22 protein-coding genes and 1 riboswitch are annotated in these 23133 nt (G+C 72.8%); of the genes, 20 read left to right on the plus strand and 2 right to left on the minus strand.

The window, feature by feature from the left end; all coding sequences use genetic code 11:
- Positions 1–244: 244 nt before the first annotated feature.
- The 15 genes from ABFX54_RS22525 to ABFX54_RS22595 all read left to right on the plus strand — a co-directional run bounded on the left by ABFX54_RS22525 (position 245) and on the right by ABFX54_RS22595 (position 16693).
- Positions 245–2548 (plus strand): primosomal protein N', encoded by a 2304-nt coding sequence (locus ABFX54_RS22525; protein WP_346107720.1) that lies wholly within the window; start codon positions 245–247, stop codon positions 2546–2548.
- A 50-nt stretch (positions 2549–2598) separates the two neighbouring features.
- A complete protein-coding gene (locus ABFX54_RS22530; protein WP_346107722.1) occupies positions 2599–4062 on the plus strand; it encodes a hypothetical protein in 1464 nt (487 codons plus the stop codon).
- A 37-nt stretch (positions 4063–4099) separates the two neighbouring features.
- Positions 4100–5452 (plus strand): hypothetical protein, encoded by a 1353-nt coding sequence (locus ABFX54_RS22535; protein WP_346107723.1) that lies wholly within the window; start codon positions 4100–4102, stop codon positions 5450–5452.
- Positions 5453–5546: 94 nt separating this feature from the next.
- Complete coding sequence (gene def, locus ABFX54_RS22540; protein WP_346107725.1) at positions 5547–6095, plus strand: peptide deformylase; 549 nt, start codon at positions 5547–5549, stop codon at positions 6093–6095.
- 4 nt (positions 6096–6099) lie between these two features.
- Positions 6100–7026, plus strand: a complete 927-nt coding sequence (gene fmt / locus ABFX54_RS22545; protein WP_346107727.1) for a methionyl-tRNA formyltransferase — start codon at positions 6100–6102, stop codon at positions 7024–7026.
- 82 nt (positions 7027–7108) lie between these two features.
- The gene (locus ABFX54_RS22550; protein ID WP_346107729.1) at positions 7109–8704 is read left to right on the plus strand and encodes an RsmB/NOP family class I SAM-dependent RNA methyltransferase; all 1596 of its coding nucleotides are present in this window, start codon (positions 7109–7111) and stop codon (positions 8702–8704) included.
- A gap of 119 nt (positions 8705–8823) precedes the next feature.
- Positions 8824–9801: a phosphatase PAP2 family protein gene (locus ABFX54_RS22555; RefSeq protein WP_346107731.1), complete on the plus strand. Its 978-nt coding sequence runs from the start codon at positions 8824–8826 to the stop codon at positions 9799–9801.
- Positions 9802–10097: 296 nt separating this feature from the next.
- Entirely contained in the window at positions 10098–10760 is a 663-nt protein-coding gene (gene rpe / locus ABFX54_RS22560; protein WP_346107732.1) for a ribulose-phosphate 3-epimerase, read from the plus strand.
- 180 nt (positions 10761–10940) lie between these two features.
- On the plus strand, positions 10941–11750 hold the full coding sequence (locus tag ABFX54_RS22565) for an oxygenase MpaB family protein (protein ID WP_346107734.1): 810 nt from the start codon (positions 10941–10943) through the stop codon (positions 11748–11750).
- A 75-nt stretch (positions 11751–11825) separates the two neighbouring features.
- A riboswitch (FMN riboswitch) is annotated at positions 11826–11956 on the plus strand.
- A 109-nt stretch (positions 11957–12065) separates the two neighbouring features.
- Positions 12066–13247 carry a bifunctional diaminohydroxyphosphoribosylaminopyrimidine deaminase/5-amino-6-(5-phosphoribosylamino)uracil reductase RibD gene (ribD, locus tag ABFX54_RS22570; protein WP_346107736.1) on the plus strand — a complete coding sequence of 394 codons (1182 nt, stop codon included), beginning with the start codon at positions 12066–12068 and terminating at the stop codon, positions 13245–13247.
- Positions 13247–13837, plus strand: coding sequence for a riboflavin synthase (locus ABFX54_RS22575; RefSeq protein ID WP_346107738.1), 591 nt, complete (start codon positions 13247–13249; stop codon positions 13835–13837). The genes ribD and ABFX54_RS22575 overlap by 1 nt, the downstream gene beginning before the upstream one ends.
- Complete coding sequence (locus ABFX54_RS22580; RefSeq protein WP_346107740.1) at positions 13834–14496, plus strand: nicotinamide mononucleotide transporter family protein; 663 nt, start codon at positions 13834–13836, stop codon at positions 14494–14496. The genes ABFX54_RS22575 and ABFX54_RS22580 overlap by 4 nt, the downstream gene beginning before the upstream one ends.
- Complete coding sequence (locus tag ABFX54_RS22585; RefSeq protein ID WP_346107742.1) at positions 14493–15710, plus strand: bifunctional 3,4-dihydroxy-2-butanone-4-phosphate synthase/GTP cyclohydrolase II; 1218 nt, start codon at positions 14493–14495, stop codon at positions 15708–15710. Before ABFX54_RS22580 ends, ABFX54_RS22585 begins: the two co-directional genes overlap by 4 nt.
- A 37-nt stretch (positions 15711–15747) precedes the next feature.
- The gene (ribH, locus tag ABFX54_RS22590; protein ID WP_106244567.1) at positions 15748–16215 is read left to right on the plus strand and encodes a 6,7-dimethyl-8-ribityllumazine synthase; all 468 of its coding nucleotides are present in this window, start codon (positions 15748–15750) and stop codon (positions 16213–16215) included.
- Positions 16216–16234: 19 nt separating this feature from the next.
- A complete protein-coding gene (locus ABFX54_RS22595; protein ID WP_346107744.1) occupies positions 16235–16693 on the plus strand; it encodes a PH domain-containing protein in 459 nt (152 codons plus the stop codon).
- Positions 16694–16706: 13 nt separating this feature from the next.
- Here ABFX54_RS22595 and ABFX54_RS22600 read toward each other — a convergent pair whose 3' ends face one another.
- Positions 16707–16946 carry a hypothetical protein gene (locus ABFX54_RS22600; RefSeq protein WP_346107746.1) on the minus strand — a complete coding sequence of 80 codons (240 nt, stop codon included), beginning with the start codon at positions 16944–16946 and terminating at the stop codon, positions 16707–16709.
- Positions 16947–17187: 241 nt separating this feature from the next.
- Here ABFX54_RS22600 and ABFX54_RS22605 point away from each other — a divergent pair, with 241 nt between their 5' ends.
- From ABFX54_RS22605 to ABFX54_RS22620, 4 genes are read left to right on the plus strand one after another with little or no spacing between them, the layout of a single operon-like run.
- Positions 17188–18054: an AAA family ATPase gene (locus tag ABFX54_RS22605; protein WP_346107748.1), complete on the plus strand. Its 867-nt coding sequence runs from the start codon at positions 17188–17190 to the stop codon at positions 18052–18054.
- Complete coding sequence (locus ABFX54_RS22610) at positions 18047–19123, plus strand: vWA domain-containing protein (protein ID WP_346107750.1); 1077 nt, start codon at positions 18047–18049, stop codon at positions 19121–19123. Before ABFX54_RS22605 ends, ABFX54_RS22610 begins: the two co-directional genes overlap by 8 nt.
- Positions 19116–20231, plus strand: coding sequence for an XdhC family protein (locus ABFX54_RS22615; protein ID WP_346107751.1), 1116 nt, complete (start codon positions 19116–19118; stop codon positions 20229–20231). The genes ABFX54_RS22610 and ABFX54_RS22615 overlap by 8 nt, the downstream gene beginning before the upstream one ends.
- Complete coding sequence (locus ABFX54_RS22620) at positions 20228–20836, plus strand: nucleotidyltransferase family protein (RefSeq protein ID WP_346107753.1); 609 nt, start codon at positions 20228–20230, stop codon at positions 20834–20836. The genes ABFX54_RS22615 and ABFX54_RS22620 overlap by 4 nt, the downstream gene beginning before the upstream one ends.
- Positions 20837–20936: 100 nt before the next feature.
- Here the strand turns inward: ABFX54_RS22620 and ABFX54_RS22625 are convergent, their stop codons facing one another.
- Positions 20937–21824, minus strand: coding sequence for an endonuclease/exonuclease/phosphatase family protein (locus tag ABFX54_RS22625; RefSeq protein WP_346107755.1), 888 nt, complete (start codon positions 21822–21824; stop codon positions 20937–20939).
- Positions 21825–21916: 92 nt separating this feature from the next.
- Here ABFX54_RS22625 and ABFX54_RS22630 point away from each other — a divergent pair, with 92 nt between their 5' ends.
- On the plus strand, positions 21917–22960 hold the full coding sequence (locus ABFX54_RS22630; RefSeq protein WP_346107757.1) for an LLM class F420-dependent oxidoreductase: 1044 nt from the start codon (positions 21917–21919) through the stop codon (positions 22958–22960).
- Positions 22961–23133 lie beyond the last annotated feature (173 nt).

Genomic DNA, 23133 nt, shown 5'->3' on the forward strand with positions numbered 1-23133 from the left:
CCTCAGGGGTGGCGCCGGCCGTCCGCGCGTGTCCCCACGACCAAGCCCGCCGTGCGGACCGGCGTGGTGACGTCCGTAGGGACTTACGCGCTCGACGGGAATCGCCCGCCCAGCCTTATGCGCCCCGGTGGCCCGGCGCGCCCGAGGTTGGGCCAGTCGTGCCGGGCTGGCCTGCCGTAGGGCGGTCGCGTGGTCGATTGGGGCGTGGGCGATTCGGGGTGTGGAGGTCTGGTAGACGTTATGCGTGACCCACTCCTCCGACGACGCCCTCCTGCCGCTCGAAGCAGTGCGGCCCGTGACGTCGGCGAAGGACACCAAGGGGGCGCCCGTCCCGGCTCCGGACGACCCCGTGGCGCGGGTCGCGGTGGACAGCCCGCTGCCGCACCTCGACCGGCTCTTCGACTACATGATCCCCGCCTCGCTGCATGAGACGGCCCAGCCGGGCGTGCGGGTGCGGGTGCGGTTCGCGGGCAAGCTCGTGGACGGGTTCCTGCTGGAACGAGTGGCGGCGAGCGAGCACGAGGGCAAGCTCACCACGCTGGAACGGGTGGTGTCGCCCGAGCGGGTGCTCACCCCCGAGATCGCCGGGCTGGCCAGGGCGGTCGCCGACCGGTACGCGGGCACCCTGACCGACGTCCTCCGCCTGGCCGTCCCGCCCCGCCACGCCAAGGCCGAGGCGGAGACCCCCGAGGAAGCCTCCAAGGAGACCCGGCCGGCCAAGAAGGCCGCCGGAGAGGCTCCCAAGGAGGTTCAGCCCGTCGAGGAGGCCGCAGGAAAGGCCCCCGAGGAGGCTCAGTCCGCCAAGGCGGCCCCCGGAGAGGCTCCCAAGGTGATCCAGCCCCCCAAGGCGGTCTCCGAGGAGCCGGGATCGCCCGGCCGGCCGGAGCCCGCGACGACGCCGGACGCGTCGGCCCCCCAACCGGCGGCCGCCCCGGACGCGCCGGCGGGGGCCGGGCCGAGTGCCTGGGACGCGTATCCGGCCGGTGCCTCGTTCCTCGGCGCGCTGCGTGACGGCCGCGCCCCCCGGGCCGTCTGGTCGGCGCTGCCCGGCGCCAAGGGCTGGGCGGGTCCCGTGGCCGAGGCCGTGCGGGCCACGCTCGACGGCGGCAGGGGAGCGGTCGTCGTGGTGCCCGACGGCAAGGACGTGGCGTTGGCCGACGCCGAGTTCGCCCGCCTGCTCGGCCCGGGCAGGCACGTGGCGCTGACCGCCGACCTGGGGCCGGCGGAGCGGTACCGGCGGTGGCTGAAGGTCCTGAGAGGCCAGGTGCGCGCCGTCGTCGGCACCAGGGCCGCCATGTTCGCCCCCGTCGCCGGACTCGGCCTGGTCGCCATCTGGGACGACGGAGACGACCTGCACGCCGAGCGCCTGGCCCCCTACCCGCACGCCCGCGAGGTGCTCGGGTTGCGTGCCCACAGGACGGGGGCGGGGATGCTGATCGGCGGCTACGCCCGTACCGCGGAGGCCACCCAGCTCGTGGCAGGCGGCTGGGCCAGGCCGATCGTGGCCGCCCGTACGACGATCAGGAGCCTGGCCCCGCGCGTGCACCCGGCCGGCGAGGACGCCGAGCTGGCCAAGGACCAGGCGGCCAGGCAGGCCCGGCTGCCGAGCATCGCCTGGCGGGCCCTGCGTCACGGGCTGGAGCGCGGCCCCGTGCTCGTCCAGGTGCCCAGGCGCGGCTATCTGCCTTCGCTGGCCTGCCAGCACTGCCGCACCCCGGCCCGCTGCGCCCTGCCGCCCACCAGGACGGCCGCGCCTCAGGCGCTGGGGGAGCCGGGGCCGCTGTGCCACGGCCCGCTCGCGCTCAGGGGCGGCCACGCGGCGCCGTACTGCCGCTGGTGCGGCCGGGTGGACGCGGACTGGCGCTGCGCCTCCTGCGGCAGCCCGCGGCTGCGTGCGGTGGTCACGGGGGCCAGGCGCACGGCGGAGGAGCTCGGCCGGGCCTTCCCGTCGGTGCCGGTGCGCACGTCCGGCCGTGACGGCGTGCTGGCCACCGTGCCGGGCACCCGCGCGCTGGTCGTCTCCACCCCCGGAGCCGAGCCGGTGGCGGACGGCGGCTACGCCGCGGCGGTGCTGCTCGACGGGTGGGCGCTGCTCGGGCGGGCCGACCTGCGGGCGGGGGAGGAGACCGTACGAAGGTGGATGAACGCCGCCGCCCTCCTGCGCCCCGCCGCCGAGCTGGTGGTGCTCGGCGACGCCGCGCTGCCCGCCGTACAGGCGCTGCTGCGGTGGGACCCGGTCACCCACGCGGAGCGCGAGCTCGGCGACCGCGCCGAGCTGGGCTTCCCGCCGGCGGTGCGGATGGCCACGCTCACCGGCGTGGCCAGCGCGGTCAGGCAGATGCTCGACGAGGTACGCCTGCCGCCCGACGCCCAGGTGCTCGGCCCCGTGCCGGTGGACGACGCCGGCCAGGAACGCGCCATGATCCGCGTACGCAGAGCGGGTGGAGCCGCCCTGTCCGCCGCGCTCAAAGGGGCCAGTGGGGTGCGTGCGGCGCGTAAGACGCCAGATGTCGTGAGGGTGAGTGTCGACCCGCTCGACCTGATTTAGACCGTTTCCCCGATTCGCTCATACCGTTGGGTAGCCGTTAGCGTGCCCCTGTGTCGATCGAATGGGTGAACCAGGCCATCGACGACCTGCGTGCTTGGGGGCGGGCGCGGGAAGTCGAAGTGGACGCGGACGAGGTCCGCCTGCTCTGCGACTACGCCAGCGACTACCTCAACGTCAACGAGCTGGGCGACTTCACTCCCGAGACCTTCGACGAGTTGCTGCTGTCCATCTACCCGCGCAAGGTCATCGCCCCGCCGGAGAGCGCGCCCGAGACCGTCGCCGCCGCCCGCACGCTCGTCGCCTACCTGAGCGAGGCGGGCCACGTGAGCGAGGCCACCGTGACGCTCATGCGCGAGCGGCTCGACGACATCGCGACCCGCATGCCCGGCGCCCTCGCCGACGAGGCGAACTTCGGCATGGCCAAGAGCCTGTTCAGCTCCATCGGCCCCGAGTCGCTTGAGCAGTCGGTCGCCATCCCCTCAGGGGAACTTCCCGACCTGGGCGAGGCGCCCTGCGACTGCCCCGGATGCACCCCGCTGCCCGCCGTACGGCTGGCCGTGCCCGACGAGTTGCGCGCCGCGCTGGCGGGCGTGCCGATGCTGGCCGAGGAGCCGCTGCCCGGCGGCGACGACCCGCTCGACGCCTGGGCGGCCCGCGTCGCCCGCCTGCTCGAACAGGACACTGGCGGCTCCGTCACCGGCTCGGCGGAGCTCGACGAGAGCCTCTACGACCTGTTCGACATGCTCTACCGCCTCCAGGTGCGGGTGCCCGTCACCGTGGTCGGCGACTACCTCGACGAGATCGCCGGCGGCGCCGACCTCGACGCCGTGCTCGGCCGGCTGGAGTGGAGCGGCCTGCTCCACGTCTCCGGCGACACCGCGGAGCTCACGCCGCTCGGCGTCTGGGCGCTGCGCGAGCACTACCTCTCGCTCGGCGTCGAGGCCCCCCAGGCCCCCGACCTGGCCGAGGCCGACGCGCGCGGGCTCATCGAAGGGCTGCTCGAAGGCGTGCCGGCCGAGCTGGCCGAGGCCGACATCGACCGCTGGCTGTCCGGCCGGGTGCCAGGAGAGGCCGCCGCCGAGCTGCTCGCCGCCGCCTCCGGCGCGCCCGCCGTGGCCCGCGGCATCGCCATCACCATCGTCGACCGGCTCGGCGCCGAGGCCGAGGCCCAGATCCGCGCCTGCCTGGAGGACCAGGAGCTGCGGCCGCACGCCATCCACTGGCTGGCCGCGCGCGGCCTTCCCGCGCCGCAGCTCACCCAGGAGGAGCTGCTCTGGGTCAGCGTCGACATGCTGGCCCTGGCGATGCCCGCGGCCGAGGAGGAGCCCGAGATCTTCGCCGAGAACATGGCGGCCTCCGGTCCTCCCGCCCATCTCATCGAGGAGATGTGGCGGGTCGACCACCCGGACGTCGTCGACGTCCTCGAACTGCTCGGACGCTCGATCCCCGACGGCACGGTGGCCAAGGCGGCGCGTAAGGCGGCGTTCAAAGCCCGCTCCCGCGCCATCCGTTGAGTACGCTCATGTGACCGGTGTGCAGTAAGTTTCGTGGGTGGCAAACAATGTCTTCGACCTCGCCGAGCTGCGCAAGCTGATCGATGAGCAGGCCGCCGTGCCGCCACGGCCCCCTGAGGAGACTCCCGTGGAGCACGAGGCGCTGACGTTCCCGCCGGTCCTCCTCGCACCCGACGCGGAGCTGGCCAAAGCGGTGCCCTCGGTGCCGCTCGTCGCCGACGCGATCAGGCTCACCGCCTGGACGGGCAACCGCCAGGTGAGCCCCGAGGGGCACCTGAGCGAGGCCGACGCGGCCGCCGCGGCCGATGACCTCGGCCTGCCGGCCGGGCGGCTGCGCCTCATCTGGATCGTCGCCGTCAACACCGGGCTGCTGCAGATCCTCGGCGGCCGCGCCTCGCGCGGCCCGCTGTCGATGCAGCTCACGGTGGAGGCCACGCTGGAGTTCTGGGACGGCGTGGTGATGGACGTGCTCGACCGCGCCGACGACGGCCTGACCGGCTCGGCCGTGGTCGACGGCCACCTGGCCGAGATGCTGGCCACGATCTACTCCGTACGCTCCGGCGTGGCCACCGCCAACCTCGCGCGGGGCATCCTGCAGTCCCACGAGGTCGCCTGCGCGCCCGGCCCGGTCGAGATGCGCAGGATCGCCGCCGCGCTGCCCGCGGAGCTGCTGGAGGCGCTGTCGCTGCTGACCTACTGCGGCCTGGTCGAGCAGACCCCGGCCGGCCGCACCGCGCTCACCCCGCTCGGCGTCTGGGCCGTCCGCCGCGACCTGCTGCGCGAGGGGCACGACGCGCCGACCGCGGCCGAGGTGGAGGTGTTCGCCGACCTGTCGGCGGCCGAGCTGGTCGAGGCGCTGGTCAAGGGCAGCGCCACGCAGAGCGCGGTGGCCGGGTGGCTGGAGCGGCGCGCGCCCGAGTCGGCCGCCCGCGACCTGATCGAGATCGCCAAGTCAGGCACGGCGGGCCAGCGCGGCGCTGTCGGCGCCATCCTGGAGGAGCTCGGCCCCGAGGCCGAGGCTCCCGTCCGGGAGGCGCTCGACCACCCGCTGATGCGCCGCTACGCCGCCTCCTGGTTGCACATCCGCGACCTCCCCGCCCCCACGCTCAGCTCCGACGACCACACCTGGATCGCGGTCGACTCGCTGGCGGCGCTCATGCACCTGTCGGCGCCCGCCGCGGGCCGGCTCGACCCGCCGGAACCGGGCGAAGACCTGATCAAGCTCGTACGCGAGATGCCCGCGGTCGGCCACCCCGACACGATCGCCGTGCTCGACATGCTGGCCACGGCCCACGACGACCAGGCCGTGGTGAAGGCCGCGCGCAAGGCCGCGATGAAGGCCCGCTCGCTGGCCCACACCCACTCGGGGACGGCGGGCCAGGGCCGGTGACGGGGGTCGCGCCCGCACGGTGAGGACGGCGGGCCAGGGCCGGTGGCTGCACTAAACTGACCTGGTCCCGCGTACCGAGAAACGGAGTGACCCCTTGGCGATCCAGCCCATCCGGCTGTTCGGAGACCCGGTGCTGCGCACCCCGGCGACCCCCGTCGCCGACTTCGACAAGGAGCTCCGCAAGCTGGTCAAAGACCTCACCGACACGATGATGGACGCACCGGGCGCCGGCCTCGCGGCCCCGCAGATCGGCGTCGGGCTGCGCGTGTTCACCTACTACGTCGACGACCAGGTCGGCCACCTGATCAACCCCGACCTCGACCTGTCGGAGGAGTGCGACGAGGAGGGCGAGGAGGGCTGCCTGTCCTTCCCCGGCCTGTCGTTCCCGACGCCACGCGCCGTCCGCGCCGTGGCCAAGGGCTTCAACATGCACGGCGAGCCCGTCACGCTGGAGGGCACCGACCTGATGGCCCGGTGCTTCCAGCACGAGACCGACCACCTCGACGGCATCCTGTTCATCGACCGGATGGATCCCAAGCAGCGCAAGCTGGCCATGAAGGCCGTGCGCGAGGCGGAGTGGAGCGGCCTGGCCGCCCCCGTGATCCGGATGTCGCCCCACGCCACCGGCGGAAAGGCACTCTGAGAGCATGCGCCTGGTCTTCGCGGGCACGCCCGAGACGGCGCTGCCGTCACTGCGCACCCTGATCGACTCGCCCCGGCACGACGTCGTGGCCGTCGTCACCCGTCCCGACGCCCAGTCCGGGCGGGGACGCAAGGTCCACCCGTCGCCGGTGGCGGAGCTCGCCGAGGAGGCGGGCATCGAGGTGCTGCGCCCGCAGAAGGCAGGCGACCCGGCCTTCCTCGACCGGCTGCGCGAGCTCGCGCCCGACTGCTGCCCCGTCGTGGCCTACGGCGCGCTGCTGCCGCAGGCGGCGCTCGACGTGCCCCGGCACGGCTGGATCAACCTGCACTTCTCGATCCTGCCCGCCTGGCGCGGAGCCGCCCCCGTCCAGCACGCGATCCTGCACGGCGACGAGATCACCGGGGCGAGCACGTTCCAGATCGTCAAAGAGCTGGACGCCGGGCCGGTCTACGGCGTGGTGACCGAGGAGATCCGCGCGTCCGACACCAGCGGGGCCCTCCTGGAGCGGCTGTCGATCTCCGGGGCGGGGCTGCTCGCCGCCACCCTCGACGGCGTCGAGGACGGCACCCTGGAGGCCAGGCCGCAACCGGCCGACGGCGTCACCGTCGCGCCCAAGATCTCCGTCGCGGACGCCCGCGTCGACTGGACCAAGCCCGCCATGCACGTCGACCGGCTCATCCGGGCCTGCACGCCCGGCCCGGGGGCGTGGACGGAGTTCCGCGGCCAGCGGGTGAAGCTGGGGGCGGCGCGGGTGGCCGAGGGTGAGGGCCCGTCGCCGGGCGAGATCGTCGCCACCAAGACGACCGTGCTGGTCGGCACCGCCACCGACGCGCTGCTGCTCGGCGAGGTGCAACCGCAGGGCAAGCGGGTGATGCAGGCCGGCGAGTGGGCTCGCGGGGTCCGCCCGGAGGCCAAGGAGAGCTTCACGTGATCGAGCCCGCCGTTGCGCGCCGGAAGCGGGCCGTACGCGTCCGGATGGCCGCCCGTCCGGGCCTGGATGAGAGTTCGACGCGATGAGGGCCAGGGGGCATCAGGGATCCGGCGGCACGGGCGGGTCCGGCGGCGGCTACACGGGTGGCGGCAGGAGCGGTGGTTCGGGCGGCGGTGGAGACCGCGCGGTACGGCCGCGCAGGCCCGCCCGCGACCCGGCCCGTAACGCCGCCTTCGATGTCGTGCGCGCCGTCGACGAGCGTGACGCGTACGCCAACCTCCTCCTGCCGCGCCTCCTGCGCGAGCGCGGCATCAAGGGGCGCGACGCCGCGCTGGCGACCGAGCTCGCCTACGGGACGCTGCGCGGGCTCGGCACCTACGACGCCGTCATCGAGATGTGCAGCGACCGCGAGCCCGACCCCGACGTGCGCGACGCGCTGCGGCTCGGCGCCCACCAGCTCCTGCGCATGCGCGTCCCGCCGCACGCCGCCGTCGGCACCACCGTCGACCTCGTACGCCTGCGCATCGGCCAGGGGGCGGCCAAGTTCGTCAACGCGGTGCTGCGCAAGATCGGGTCGAGGACGATCGAGGAATGGATACCCATCGTCGCGCCCGACCCGGTCGACGACCCCGTCGGACACCTCGCCGTCGCCCACGGCCATCCCCGGTGGATCGTCTCGGCCTTCCGCGACGCGCTGGGTCCCGGTGACGAACTGGCCGACCTGCTCGCCGCCGACAACGCCAGGCCCCTGGTGACGCTCGTGGCGCGTCCGGGGCGCAGCTCGGTGGCGGAGCTCGAAGATTCGGGCGCCCTGCCTGGGCGCTACTCTCCGTACGCCGCCTACCTGCGCGAAGGCGACCCCGGTCAGATCGAGGCGGTAGCCGAGACCCGCGCCGCCGTCCAGGACGAGGCCAGCCAGTTGGTCGCGCTCGCCCTGACCCGGGTGCCGCTCGACGGGGGCGGCGACGAGGTGTGGCTCGACATGTGCGCCGGGCCCGGCGGCAAGACCGGCCTCCTGGACGCCATCGCCGTCCACGGCGATTTGGCCGGCCTGGACGCCGAGTCCCGCCGCCGCGTTGGCGACTCCGCGCGCACGGAGGACGGCGCCGCCACGGGCTCAGGCGTGGATTCGGGCTCGGGCGTTGGTACGGGTTCGGGTGAGGGGCTGGGGGAGGCGTTTCCCGGTGGGGCGCGAGTGTTGGCCGCTGACGTGCAGTATCACCGGGCGCGGCTGGTGTGGGAGACGACCAGGGACGCGACGGTCGTCACCGCCGACGGCACCGAGCCGGCGTGGCGGCCCGGCGTGTTCGACCGGGTCATGCTCGACGCCCCCTGCACCGGGCTCGGCGCGTTGCGGCGGCGGCCCGAGGCGCGCTGGCGCCGCGACCCCGCCGGCATCGCCGACCTGGGCAAGCTGCAGCGGAGCCTGCTTCAGACGGCGCTCGACGCGGTGCGCCCAGGTGGAGTCGTCGCCTACGTCACCTGCTCGCCGCACCTGGCCGAGACGCGGGTCGTGATCGGCGACGTCCTGGCCCGCAGAGACGATGTCGAACAGCTCGACGCCCGCGCCTACCTGCCCGAGGTGGACGGGCTCGGCGACGGGCCGCACGCCCAGTTCTGGCCCCACCGCCACGGCACCGACGCCATGTTCCTGGCCCTCCTGCGCAAACGCTCCTGACCCCGGCCCAGGGTCGTTCTCCCCGCGCTGCGGGAAAACGGATGGGCAGCGGTGCGGGGTTGTGATCGGTGGGTGCGGTGTCTGGCGTGGTGGAAGGGACGTGTGGTCCGATCGACGGCGTGGATCCCCTCGATGACCTTCACCTGGCGGAGCTGGGGCCGATCATCTGGCTTCAAGGCCTGCCCGACGCCGTTCGCCCCGTGCTGGAGTTGGTGTCGGTGTTCGGCACGGACACCTTCTTCCTGCTCTGCCTGCCGGTGCTCTACTGGTGCGTGAGCCCGGCATTGGGTCTGCGGCTCGGGCTCGTGGTCCTGCTGGCCGCCGCCACGAACGTGATCGGCAAGCTGGCGGCGCATCAGCCCAGGCCGTACTGGATCGATGCCAGGGTTCAGCCGCTGTCGGTCGAGGGGGCGTTCGGGCTGCCATCGGGGCACGCCCAGAACGGCACCGCGGGCCTGGGCCGGCTCGCCTCCGCGGTGGGACGGCCGTGGGCGCGGTGGGCGGCGGGGTCGCTGATCGCGCTGGTGTGCCTGAGCAGGGTGTATCTGGGTGTGCACTTCATCTCCGACGTGGTGGCCGGGGTGTTGCTGGGGCTGGTCGTGCTGCTCGTGGCGACCCGGTTGGAGCGGCCCGCCACGCGCTGGTGGCGGGGGCTTCCGCTGTGGGCGCAGCTCGCCGCCTCGGCGGGGCTGTCCGCCGGGCTGATCGGCGCCGCCGCGCTGGCCAACGCGCCGTACGCCGGATGGGTCGTGCCGCGTAGCTGGAGCTCGGCCGGGGTGATCGATCCCGAGAGCCTGGAGCCGATCGTCATCATGGCGGGCGTGCTGCTGGGGACGCTGGCCGGGACGTCGATCATGTACCGGCTCGGCTGGTTCGACGCGGGCGGCCCGCTGCGGTTGCGCGCCGCCCGCTGGGCGCTCGGCACGGTCGTGGCGGTGGCCATCTGGTACGCCGGCCGCGAACTGCTGCCGGGCGGGGCGGTGACCACGTACGTCGGGTACGCGCTGCTGGCCCTGTGGGTGCAGGTGGGCGCGCCTGTGCTGTTCATCAGGCTCGGGCTCATGTCGCGCCCCACGCGGGAGAAGGCCATTGGTTGAGCTGGTCCCGGGGAGCCGGTCCCGGGGAGCTGGTCCCGGGGGAGATGGACCCGGAGGGACGGTCCGGGGCCGACCATGGCAGGTGCGGGCGGTCAAAGGCCGCTCGTGGTTGTGCGGGTGTGGGCGGGCGGGTGAGGTGGTCTGGGCTGGTTCGCGGTGGTGTGGGGTCTCGGCGGGCGGTCCGGGTGATTCGGGGGCGGGGCGGCAGTGGGCAGGTGGGTCGGGTGTGATTCGGGGCGGGTTGGTAGAGGGCGAGCGGGTCGGGGACGTGGGGATTTTCAATACACTGGGCCATCATGGCCGTACAGATCTCGCCCAGCATCCTCGCCGCCGACTTCGCCAGGCTCGCCGATGAGGCCGCCGCCGTGCCGAATGCCGACTGGCTGCACGTCGATGTCATGGACTACCACTTCGTGCCCAACCTGACCCTCGGGCTGCCCGTGGTCGAGGCGCTGCGCAAGGCGACCGACACCCCGCTCGACTGTCACCTCATGATCGCCGATCCCGACCGCTGGGCGCCGCAGTACGCGGAGGCGGGGGCGGGCAGCGTGACGATTCACGCGGAGGCCGCCAAGGCGCCCATCCGTACGCTGCGGGAGATCCGCGCACTCGGAGCCAGGTCAGGGCTCGCGCTCAACCCGGCGACCCCGGTGGAGCCGTACGAAGACCTGCTCGACGAGGTCGACATGCTGCTGCTGATGACCGTGGAGCCGGGGTTCGGCGGGCAGAAGTTCCTCGACGTGGTGTTGCCGAAGATCCGGCGGGCGCACGAGCTCATCGGCCGGCACGGCGGCCGGGTCTGGCTGCAGGTCGACGGCGGTGTGGACGCCGGCACCATCGAGCGCTGCGCCTCGGCGGGCGCCGATGTGTTCGTGGCGGGCAGCGCCGTCTACGGGGCCTCCGACCCGGTGGTCGCCATCGACGAGCTCCGCGCCGCGGCCATTCGCGCCACTTCGTGACAGCGTTCGTGACAGCGGTTCGCGTCACTTCGCGTCACTTCGCGTCACTTCGCGTCACTTCGCGTCACTTCGTGCCGGCGTTCGCTCCACCTCGCGTCGGCGTTCGTTCCGCTTCGGGGCAGGAAGCCGGGACAGGGAGATGTGACATGAAGCGGGCCTTAGCTGGGTAACTCCTCACTTATGAGCGACCATGGCATCTTCGGGCCCCGCTCGGTGACGTGGCGGGTGATGGGTGAGCCGATCCTGCTGGTGGGCGGTTTCCGCGCGCTGCTGATGCAGGGGCTGCATCCGCGGGCGATGCGCGGCGTCCTGCAGAACTCCGCGCTCATGGACCCGCACGAGTCCTGGTCACGATTCGTGCGGACGACCGAGTTCGTCCGCGTACGCACCTACGGCACAATGGCCGAGGTCGAGCGGGCCGGCCGCCGCGTACGCAAGATCCACGCCACCCTGACCGCCCACGACCCCGACACCGGCCGCAGGTTCCGTCTCGACGAGCCCGACGCGCTGCGCTGGGTGCACGTGGGCGAGGTCGACTCCTACCTGTCGGTGGCCCGCCGCGCCGGGGTGCGCCTGTCGGACGACGAGGCCGACACGTTCGTCGCCGAGTGGCGCCGGGCGGCCGAGGTGGTGGGCCTCGACCCGGACGACGTGCCCGGCTCGGTCGCCGAGCTGCGCGACTACATCGACGCCGCACGCCCGGGGCTGCGCTTCGTTCCCGAGGCGGCCCATCCGCTGCGGCTGTCGCTCAACGCGCCGCTCCCGCGCCTGCTGACCCCGCTCAAGCCCGCGATGCCGGCGCTGACCCTGCTCGCGTTCGCCACGCTGCCGCGCTGGGCGCGCCGGCTCTACGGCCTGCCCGCGACGCCGGTCGGCGACCTGTGGGCCACCGCGACGCTGCGCACGCTGCACACCGGGCTCGGCCTGGTTCCCGGGCACGTCCGCTACAGCCCGGCGGCGCGGCGCGCGCACCGGCTCATGGCTGCTTGAACGAGCGCTTGGTCATATAGGTGGGGGCGGTCGCGCTTCCCATAACGGGCATGGCAGACTGGAAGCCGAAAGAGCTAGCGTGCTCCGGGGTCGGTGAAATTCCGAACCGGCGGTGACAGTCCGCGACCCGGCCGATGCCATCGGCCGGTTGACTCGGTGAAATTCCGGGACCGACGGTTAAAGTCCGGATGGGAGGAAGCGCGCGAGGTGTCCGGCGTCCCAGCCGGGCGCCTGCCGTGGTGCACGAGGTTGCGCCGCGGCGAGATCCCCCGGGGCCCGCCATGGCTTGGAGCTACTGGCGAGTAGGAGACCCGGGTGGAGATACCCGCCGAAGACATCGCCCCCATGGCGCGGGCCGTCGAGCTGGCCGGGCACGGACACGGCACCACCAGCCCCAACCCCGTCGTGGGCTGCGTCATCCTCGACTCCGCCGGCCAGGTCGCCGGCGAGGGCTTCCACGCGTACGCGGGCGGCCCCCACGCCGAGATCGTCGCGCTGGCGCAGGCCGGCGAGCGGGCCAAGGGCGGCACCGCCTACGTCACCCTCGAACCCTGCGACCACACCGGCCGCACAGGGCCGTGCAGCCTCGCCCTCCTCGACGCCGGGGTGGCCCGCGTGGTGGTCGGCGTCCCCGATCCCACCCCCAAGGCCGCCGGCGGCGCGGCTCGGCTGCGTGCCCACGGCGTCGAGGTCACCTCCGGGGTGCTCGCCGAGCAGGCCGAGCGGGTCAACGAGGAGTGGCTGACGTGCGCGCGGCTCGGCCGGCCCCACGTGACCTGGAAGTTCGCCGCGACCCTCGACGGCAGGTCGGCCGCCGAGGACGGCACCAGCCAGTGGATCACCTCCCCTGAGGCCAGGGCCGACGTGCACCGGCTGCGGGCCGCCGCCGACGCGATCGTCGCGGGCATCGGCACCGTCCTCGCCGACGACCCCCTGCTCACGGCCCGTCCCGCCGGCCAGGCCGCCGAGGGGCGCGCGCCGCTGCGGGTGGTGGTCGATCCCGACGGCAGGACGCCCCCGTCCGCCCGGGTCCTCGACGGCCAGGCGCCCACGCTCGTCGCCGTCGCCGACGACGTCCGTACCGGCATCGAGGCCGATCTGCTGCGCGCGCCGCACCACGCAACCGACCCGCAGCTCGCGCCGGACCGCGAGAGCGACCCGCCGCGCGGCGATGTCGACCTGATCCGAGTGCCGCGCCGCGGCGCCGGCCTGGACCTGGAGGTGCTGCTGCGGGAGCTGGCCGCGCGCGGCGTCGTGAGCGTCTTCCTGGAGGGCGGGCCGACGCTGGCCGGCTCGTTCGTCGGGCAGGGCCTGGTCGATCGCGTGGTGGCGTACGTGGCGCCGGCGCTGCTCGGCTCCGGGCGGGCGGCGCTCGGCGGCGCCGGAGTGCGCACGATCGGCGAGTCGCATCGCCTGACATTTGACGAAATTTCCGAGATAGGGCCGGACATAAGGCTGATCGCCCGGCCCAACCCCCAACCAGGCAGGGAGAAGTGATGTTCACCGGAATCATCGAGGAACTGGGCGAAGTGGTGGCGATCAGGCAGGAGGGCGGAGGAGCCCTGCTGTCGGTGCGCGGCCCGGTCGTCACCTCCGACGCCAGACACGGCGACTCGATCGCCGTCAACGGCGTGTGCCTCACGGTCGTGGAGGTCGCGGGCGACGTGTTCACCGTGGACGTGATCAAGGAGTCGCTCGAACGCAGCTCGCTCGGTGCCCTCACCGAGGGCTCCGCGGTGAACCTGGAGCGGGCCGTACGCGCCGACCAGCGCCTCGGCGGCCACATCGTGCAGGGCCATGTGGACGGAACCGCCGCGCTGCTGTCGCGAGACCCCGGCGAGAGCTGGGACGACCTGCGCTTCTCCCTGTCGCCCGCGCTGAGCCGCTACGTCGCGGAGAAGGGCTCGATCGCGATCGACGGAATCAGCCTGACGGTCACCACGGTTGACGACGAAAGCTTCGGCGTGAGTCTCATCCCGACCACGCTGAAGCTCACCACCATGGCCGAACGCCGGGTGGGAGACATGGTGAACATCGAGGTCGACGTGATCGCGAAGTATGTGGAGAGGCTGGTGGTCAGGCAGTGAACTGGGCCGAGGCCGGATTCAAGATATTCGGCACCCATGTGCTCTGGACCGACCTGGTCGGCAACATCGCCGCCCTGTCGACGGTCCTGCTGGCCATACGCAGGTCGATGTGGACGTGGCCGGTGCAGTTCACCGGCTCGGTGCTGCTGTTCATCGCCTCGATCAACGCGCACATCACCGGCAACGCGCTCAAGCAGGCATTGTTCGCGGGGCTGGCGGTCTACGGCTGGTGGGCGTGGCGGCGCGGCACCCAGGACGGCAAAAAGCTGGCCGTCAGGCCCGCCAGGCCGCGGGAGCGGCTGACCCTGATCGGCCTCATGGTGCTCGGCACCGCCGCGGTGGGCGTGCTGTTCTTCGTGACCGGCCTGTCGTGGGGCGCGCACGAGCCGCTGCCGAAGGGCGCCTTCCTGGTGGCCGCCGACGCCTACATCTTCGTCGGCAGCGCGCTGGCGACCTGGGCGCAGGGCAGGGCACTGGTGGACTTCTGGATCGTATGGGTGGCCGTGGACCTGGTCGGGGTGCCGCTCGCGTTCAGCTCGGGCCTGGTGGTCTCCGGCTACGTGTACGGCATCTTCTTCGTCCTGGTGCTGGTCGGGTTCGTGAAGTGGCTGCGCGAATACCGTTCCGCGCCACTGGGGGAAATGGCGGTGGCACGGTGAGCGGCATCACGCTCGACCCGATCGAGCGCGCGATCGAGGACATCCGGGCCGGCAAGCCCGTGGTGGTCGTCGACGACGAGAACAGGGAGAACGAAGGCGACCTCATCTTCGCCGCGGCCAAGGCCACGCCCGAGCTGTGCACGTTCACGATCAGGCACACCAGCGGCATGATCTGCGTGGCCATGGACGGCAAGGAGCTCGACCGGCTCGGCCTGCCGCTCATGGTGTTCCACAACAAGGAACGCATGCGCACGGCGTACACGATCACCGTGGACGCCCGCGACGGCGTCACCACGGGCATCTCCGCGGCCGACCGGGCGAAGACGATCCGCACGCTCGCCGACTCGGCCACCGAGCCCAACGAGCTCGTCCGCCCCGGCCACGTCTTCCCGCTGCGTTACCACGAGGGCGGCGTGCTGGCCCGGCGCGGCCACACCGAGGCGGCCGTCGACCTGGCCCGGCTGGCCGGGCTGTCGTCGGCGGGGGCGCTGGCCGAGGTGGTCAACGACGACGGCACCATGGCCAGGCTGCCCGAGCTGCGCCGCTTCGCCGACGAGCACGATCTGGCGCTGGTGTCCATCGAGCAGCTCGTCGACTACCGGCGGCGGGCCGAGAGCATGGTGACGCGGGTCGCCGAGACGCGGCTGCCCAACGCGTACGGGATGTGGCGGGCCTTCGGCTACGCCAGCGCGCTCGACGGCGGCGAGCACGTCGCGCTCGTCTTCGGCGACCTGGCCGGCGGCGAGAACATCCTGGTCAGGGCCCACTCCGAATGCCTGACCGGCGACGTGTTCGGCTCGCTGCGCTGCGACTGCGGGGTGCAGCTCGACCACGCCATGGCGGCCATCGCCCAGGAGGGCCGCGGCGTGGTCGTCTACCTGCGCGGCCACGAGGGGCGGGGCATCGGGCTGCTGGCCAAGCTGCGCGCCTACAGCCTCCAGGACAACGGCAGCGACACCGTGGACGCCAACGTGGAGCTGGGGCTGCCCGTGGACGCGCGCGAGTTCTCCAACGCGGGCCAGATCCTGGCCGACCTCGGTGTCAAGTCGGTGCGGCTGCTGACCAACAACCCGGCCAAGCTCAAGGGCATGGACGGCTACGGCATCAAGGTCCTCGGTCGCGAGCCCATGCCCGTGGCGATGAACCCGTACAACGAGCGTTACCTCAAGGCCAAGCGCGACCGCCTCGGCCACGACATCTCGGAGGCGTCGTGACCAGGGAATACAACCGGCTAAGGCCGAAGGGAGAGATATGAGCGGGGAAGGACGGCCGGGCGCCACGGCGCCCGACGCGTCGGGGCTGACGGTGGGCGTGGTGGCGGCGAGCTGGCACGCCAAGATCACCGACCAGCTGGTGTCACGCGCCGTGCAGGCGTGCGCCGACAGCGGCGCGACGGCCACGGTCGTACGCGTGCCGGGCTCACTGGAGATCCCGGTGGTCGCCCAGGCGCTGGCCCGCCGCTGCGACGCCGTGGTGGCGCTGGGCGCGGTCATCCGCGGAGAGACCGCCCACTTCGACTACGTCTGCGACTCGGTGACGTCCGGCCTGACCCGGATCTCGCTCGACGAGCGGACGCCGGTCGGCAACGGCGTGCTCACCTGCGAGACGATGGACCAGGCGCTCGACCGCTCGGGCCTGCCGGGCAGCAAGGAGGACAAGGGGTACGAGTCGGCCGTCGCCGCGCTTGAGACCGCCCTCCTCCTGAGGGACCTGGCCTGATCTACGGTAGGTTTCCCTCGTGTCAGAGCCCGTGTCCCCGCCGCCCCTGCCCGTCACCTGGCGTCCGCGCCGGGGACGCCTCGTCGCCTACGGCTTCGCCGTCGTGATCGTGCTGGGGGCGGTGGTGATGGCCGCCTTCATCGCGCGGCCGTTCCAGCTGCCCGACCGGGTGGCGATCGTGGCGTTCGGGTGCGCGGTGGCGTACGTGCTCCATCTGCTGGGCCGGGTGCGGGTGGAGGCCGACGAGAAGGGCCTGACGATCGTCAACGCCGTGCGCACCCACCGCTACACGTGGCCTGAGGCGCTGGAGGTCACGATGGTGGTGGGTGATCCGTGGCCGAAGATCGACTTCTCCGACGGCCACACCGTCGGCGCCATGGGCATCCAGGGCTCGGAGAAGGAGCGCGCCCGCCAGGCCCTGGCCGAGCTGAGGGCCTTGATCCGGGAGCGCGGGGAGGCGCGGGAGGAAGGGCCCTGATCCGGAGCCGCGCCTAGCCCGGTTCGGGGAAGAGCTCGTCCACCGTGTCGACGGTGAGGATGCGGATGAGCAGGTGCTGCAGGTGGTCGAGGTCCTCGCAGGAGAAGATCGCCTCGCGCCTCTCCCTGCTGATCCACAGGAAGCGGGTCTGCAGGGCGACGTCGATCGCCCGCCGCGCCGCGGTTATCTTGCTTCGCTGCCTGGCCTCCGGTGACACGGGTCTGTCCCAGGGCTCGGGCGTACTGAGCTGCATCAGCATCAATCCTCACCGATTTCCGTCCGGGCCGGTGACTCGACGCCGGGGCCGGGGCCGTGGCGGAGCCTTCCCATCGGTACGTCGTGCGCAAGGCGCGGGGGCATGCCTTGTCGTCCCTTCGTTCGGTGAGCAGAAGCTTACAGTTCGTGACGGTCGCTCCGGGTCGATACGCGGGTGAATATCGCAAGGCCGCGTGTGGACGTAGCCTGAAGGGGTGCTGCGGCGGACAATCAGGGCAATGGACATCGAGTCGCCGGACAAGCTCATCGAGCTCCTCGACCGGCACGCCTACCTGGCCGACCAAGGTCTGGCCACGGCGGCCTTCCTGGCCTTGCGCATGGGACGGCCGCTCTTCCTCGAAGGCGAGGCGGGGGTCGGGAAGACGGAGCTGGCCAAGACCCTCGCCGCCCTGCTGGACGCGCCGCTGATCAGGCTCCAGTGCTACGAGGGGCTGGACGCGGCCCAGGCCCTGTACGACTGGGACTTCGCCCGCCAGCTCCTCCACCTCAAGGCCGCCGAGGCCGCCGGGATCACCGACGTGGCCAGGCTGGAGGGAGAGATCTACGACCGCCGGTTCCTCATCGCCAGGCCGCTGCTCAAGGCGGTCGAGACGCAGCCCAGCGTGCTGCTCGTGGACGAGATCGACCGGGCCGACGACGAGTTCGAGGCGTTCCTGCTGGAGGTGCTCTCCGACTTCACGATCTCCATCCCCGAGCTGGGCACCGTGAAGGCGAGCACGCCGCCGGTGGTCGTGGTCACCTCCAACAGGACCCGCGAGGTGCACGACGCGCTCAAGCGCCGCTGCCTCTACCACTGGCTGGAGCACCCGAGCTTCGAGCGCGAGGTCGCCATCCTGCTGCGCCGCCTGCCCGAGTGCACCGAGACGCTGGCGGCCCAGGTGGCGCGGGCGGCCGAACGGCTGCGGCGGGCCGACCTGGTCAAGCCGCCGGGGGTGGCCGAGACGCTCGACTGGACCGAGGCGCTGCTGACGCTGGGCGCCAAGGAGCTCGACCCCGACCGGGCCGCCGCCACGCTCGGCGCGGCGCTGAAGTACCGGGAGGACGTCGCGGCGGTGCTCGGCAACGGGCTGCTCTCCCATGAATGAGCTGGCCGCCACCATGACGGGGTTCGCCAGGACGCTGCGCGCGGCGGGCGTCGCGGCCGATCACGAGCGGACCCAGAACCTGCTGCGCGCCCTCGGCCACCTCGACGTGGACGACCCGGGCGAGGTCTACTGGGCCGGGCGGCTGACGCTCTGCGCCGCGCCCGACGACCTGCCCCGCTACGACCGCTGCTTCGCCGCCTACTTCGGCGGGCAACGGGCCACGCCGGCGCGTACGACGGTCACGAGCGTCACCCGCCACCTGGCCGCGCGCGACGGCGACGGCGAGACGGGCGAGGACGACGGCACGACCGCCCCGGCGACCGCGAGCCGCATGGAGGTGCTGCGCCACCGTGACGTGGCCAGGCTGAGCGAGGCCGAACGGGCCGAGGTGCACCGCATGCTGGCCATGCTGAAGGCCGGCCGGGCCCGGCGGCGCTCACGCCGCTTCGAGAGCGCCCACAGGGGAGTGCTCGACCAGCGCCGTACGATCCGCGACGCGCTCAGGAAGGGCGAGGTGGCCAGGCTCCGCCACCGCAGGCACACCTCCAGGCCGCGCCCGGTCGTGCTGCTGGTGGACGTCAGCGGCTCCATGGCCCCGTACGCCGAGACGCTGCTGCGCTTCGCCCACGCCCTGGTCAGGAGCGAGCCCAGGTTCACCAGGGTCTACTCGGTCGGCACCAGACTCACCCCGATCACGGCCGAGCTGCGCCACCGCGACCCTGGCACCGCGCTGAACGAGGCGTCCAAGGTCATCCCCGACTGGAGCGGCGGCACCCGGCTGGGCGCGGAACTCAAGGAGTTCCTCGCCCGTTACAGCGCCAGGGGCGCGATCGCGGTGATCGCCTCGGACGGGTGGGAACGCGGCGATCCCGAGCTGCTGGGCGCCCAGATGGCCCGGCTGGCCAGGCAGGCGTACAAGGTGATCTGGGTCAACCCGCACAAGGGGTACGCGGACTACCAGCCGCTCACCGGCGGCATGCGCGCGGCGCTGCCCCATCTCGATGACCTGGTGGCCGGGCACAGCCTGGCCGCCTACGAGCGACTCAGCGAAAGGCTCGCCCATGCGTGACGTGCTGCCGGAGATCATGAAGTGGTGGCGGTCGGGGCTCAAGTTCGGCCTGGCCACGGTGGTGGGCACGTGGAGCAGCGCGCCCAGGCAGCCGGGGGCGTCGATGGCGGTGCGCGGTGACGAGGTGGTCGGCAGCGTGTCCGGCGGATGCGTCGAGGGCGCGGTGTTCGAGCTGGCCGCCGAGATCGACACCCCCGTCCTGCAGCGGTACGGGGTGAGCGACGACGACGCGTTCGCCGTCGGCCTGACCTGCGGCGGCATCATCGACATCCTGGTCGAGCCCGTCTCGCTGGAGACGTTCCCCGAGCTGGGAGAGATCGCGGAGTCGGTGGAGGCGCACCAGCCGGTCGCGGTGGCCACGATCGTCTCCGGCCCCGGCCGGGTGGGCGCGCGCCGGATCATCTGGAACGACCGCTCCTCGGGCACGCTGGGCCTGGACCGGCTCGACGAGGCCGTCGACGACGACGCCCGCGGCATGCTCGCCCAGGGCCTGACCGGCCTGCGCCACTACGGGGGGCAGGGGGAGCGGCGGCTGGACGACCTGGCGGTGTTCGTGCACTCGTTCGCGCCGCCGCCGCGGATGCTGGTCTTCGGGGCGATCGACTTCGCCGCGGCGGTGGCCAGGGTGGGCAAGTTCCTCGGTTACCACGTCACCGTGTGCGACGCGCGGCCGATCTTCGCCACCGCCAAGCGTTTCCCCGACGCCGACGAGGTCGTGGTCAAGTGGCCGCACGACTACCTGGCCTCGGTGCGGGTGGACGAGCGCACGGTCATCTGCGTGCTCACCCATGACCCCAAGTTCGACGTGCCGCTGCTGGAGGTGGCGCTGCGTACCGGCGCGGGCTACGTGGGCGCGATGGGGTCCCGCCGCACCCACGAGGACCGGCTCGAACGGCTGCGCGAGTCCGGTCTCACCGAGGCCGAGCTGGCCAGGCTGCGCTCGCCGATCGGCCTCGACCTCGGCGCGCGTACGCCCGAGGAGACGGCCGTGTCCATCGCCGCCGAGCTCATCCAGCTGCGCTGGGGCGGCTCGGGGCGTCCGCTGTCCGTGACGGAGGGCCGCATCCACCACGAGATGCGGCCTGAAGGCCGGTCTGAGGCGCCGTGAGGTCGGGCCAGGTCGCGGGGCTGCTGCTGGCCGCCGGTGAGGGCACCCGGCTGGGCCGGCCCAAGGCGCTGGTCGAGTTCGGGGGCGAGCGGCTGGTTGAGCGCGGCGTGCGGCTGCTGGAGGAGGGCGGCTGCCATCCGGTCGTGGTCGTGCTCGGCGCGGCCACGGTGCAGGTGCGCGGCGCGGTCACGGTGCGCAACCCGGACTGGGCCTCCGGCATGGGCTCCTCCCTGCGGCTGGGGCTGGCCGCGCTGCCGGAGGAGGCGGAGTCGGTGGTGGTGGCGCTGGTGGACCAGCCGCTGATCGGGCCGGGCGCGGTACGCGCGCTGATCGGGTCCGGCGCCGGGCTGGCGGTCGCGACCTACGGGGGCCGGCGCAGGAACCCGGTGCTGATCGCCCGCGAGCACTTCGCCGAGGTGTCCGCGCTGGCGGTGGGCGATGTGGGGGCGCGGCCGTTCATGAAGGCGCATCCCGAGCTGGTCACCGAGGTGGCGTGCGACGAGCACGGCGACCCCGCCGACATCGACACCCCGCAGGACCTGGACCGGCTGCGGCTCAAGGCCGGCGCTCAGGGGGCCGGCCGCTCGGGGGCGTCGCTCACCTAGCCGGGCGCCCGGACGTCCGGATGCCCCGCGCGCACGGATGAGGCGTGGGCGCTCAGGGGCGTGCTCAGAGGCGTGCTTTGAGATGTGCTCTGAGGCGTGTTCAGAAGCGCAGGGAGGCGATGGCGGCGCGGTGGTCGCTGCCGGTCGCCGGGGCGACGCCGGCCTCGGTGGCGGTCATGCCCTTGAACAGGATGTGGTCCGGCCTGGTGATCGGGAATTCGGCCGGCCAGGTGAACCCGAACCCGTCGCCCGCCGCGCTCTGGGCGTCGGTCAGCGGCGGCGTCAGCCCGCGCATGCCCCGGTCGGTGGTGGCGGTGTTGAGGTCGCCGAGCAGCAGGATGCGCTTGCTCGGGTCGGCGTCGATGAGCTTGCGCGCCTGCGCCAGCGAGGCGTCACGCGAGGTGGTGTGGCCGGGCCTGGCCGAGGCCAGGTGCATGACGTAGACGGTCACCTTGCCCTTGGGCGTGGAGACGACCGCCCGCAGGGCGCGCGGCCAGCCCATGCCGACGTCGAGCGGCTTGGTGTCGCTGATCGGATAGCGGCTCCACAGGCCGACCGTGCTGACCGGATAGTGGTGTTTGAACATCTTGTTGAGCTGTTTGGCCGCGGGTCCGCCGCTGGTCAGCTCCTGGGCGGCCAGGACGTCGAGGTCCTTGGCGATCGCGCGTACGGCCTCGCCCGAGGCGCTGTTGCGCACGCCCACGTTGACGGTGCCGACGGTGAGGTCGCTGGGCCCGCCGGGCGGGGTGCGCAGCAGCGCGGAGCCGAACATCACCGCCCACACCACCCCCGGTACCAGCGCGGCGGCGGCGGCCCGGGGGGAACGTGCCATGGCGGCGGCCGCCAGCAGCACCGGCACCGTCAGCCCCAGCCAGGGCAGCAGGCTCTCCATGACAGGGGTGAATCCGCCGAGCGCGGGGATGAGCTGATGACCCGCCAGGGCCACGGCCACCACGGCGGATACGACGACGACGACCCGGCTCAGCACTTGATCCAGGCTAGCGGCTCCCGGTCCGCCACGCCGACACGATAGAGTGTTCCCGGCATAACAGAACATCATTCGGTTGGGCGGGAGCCGGCATGCGCATCGGGATGGCACTCAATTACTCGGGCGGTTTCAAGGAGACGGTCGCCGAACTGGCCGACTACGAGCGGGCCGGGCTCGACATCGTCTTCGTGGCCGAGGCGTACTCCTTCGACGCCGTCAGCCAGATGGGCTACATCGCGGCGAAGACCGAGCGGTTGCAGATCGCCTCCGGCATCCTGCCGATCTACTCGCGCACGCCGACGCTGCTCGCCATGACGGCGGCGGGCCTGGACTACGTCTCCGACGGGCGCTTCACGCTCGGCCTGGGAGCCTCGGGGCCGCAGGTGATCGAGGGCTTCCACGGGGTGCCGTACACCGCGCCGCTCGGGCGTACCAGGGAGGTCATCGAGATCTGCCGCCAGGTCTGGCGGCGCGAGCGGGTGAACTTCGAGGGGCGCCACTACACCGTGCCCCTGCCCGCCGGCCAGGGCACGGGCCTCGGCAAGCCGCTGAAGCTCATCAACCATCCGGTACGCACCCGCATCCCCATCGTGGTCGCCGCGATCGGGCCCAAGAACGTCGAGCTGACCGCCGAGGTGGCCGAGGGCTGGGAGCCGATCTTCTACGTGCCCGAGAAGGCCGCCGACGTCTGGGGCCCGGCCCTGGCCGCGGGCAAGGCCAGGCGCGATCCCGAACTGGGCGAGCTGGACGTGATCGCGCAGGCGTCGCTGGCGATCGGCGACGACGTGGCGGGGCTGCTGGAGTTCGGGCGGCCGATGGCGGCGCTCTACATCGGCGGCATGGGCGCCAGGGGCAAGAACTTCTACAACGACCTGGCCAGGCGCTACGGCTACGAGAAGGAGGCCGAGCTGATCCAGGACCTCTACCTGGAGGGCAGGAAGGAGGAGGCCGCCGCGCAGGTCCCGGCGGAGCTGCTGGAGAAGATGTCGCTGATCGGCACCGAGGGGTTCGTGCGCGACCGGGTGCGGGCGCTGAAGGAGTCGGGCGTGACCACGCTCAACGTGACGCCGCTGGGCCGGACGCACGAGGAGCGGCTGCGGCTGATCGAGACGATCAAGGAGATCGCCGCAGAGTGAGGTAGATCACCCATAATGGGGGAATCCGGCCATATTTGCCGGTGTTGTGGGGACTCGTGAGGTTCTCCCCGGTGATCGTGTGGCTCGTCGAGCGGCTGCACATCGATCTGTGCCGCCTGCACGGATCGATGTGTCACTGACCGCTCCGCCCGCGTTCGTCCCTGTCCTCACCC

Origin of the sequence: Nonomuraea maheshkhaliensis, assembly GCF_039529435.1 — a bacterium.
Taxonomy (GTDB): Bacteria; Actinomycetota; Actinomycetes; order Streptosporangiales; family Streptosporangiaceae; genus Nonomuraea; species Nonomuraea maheshkhaliensis.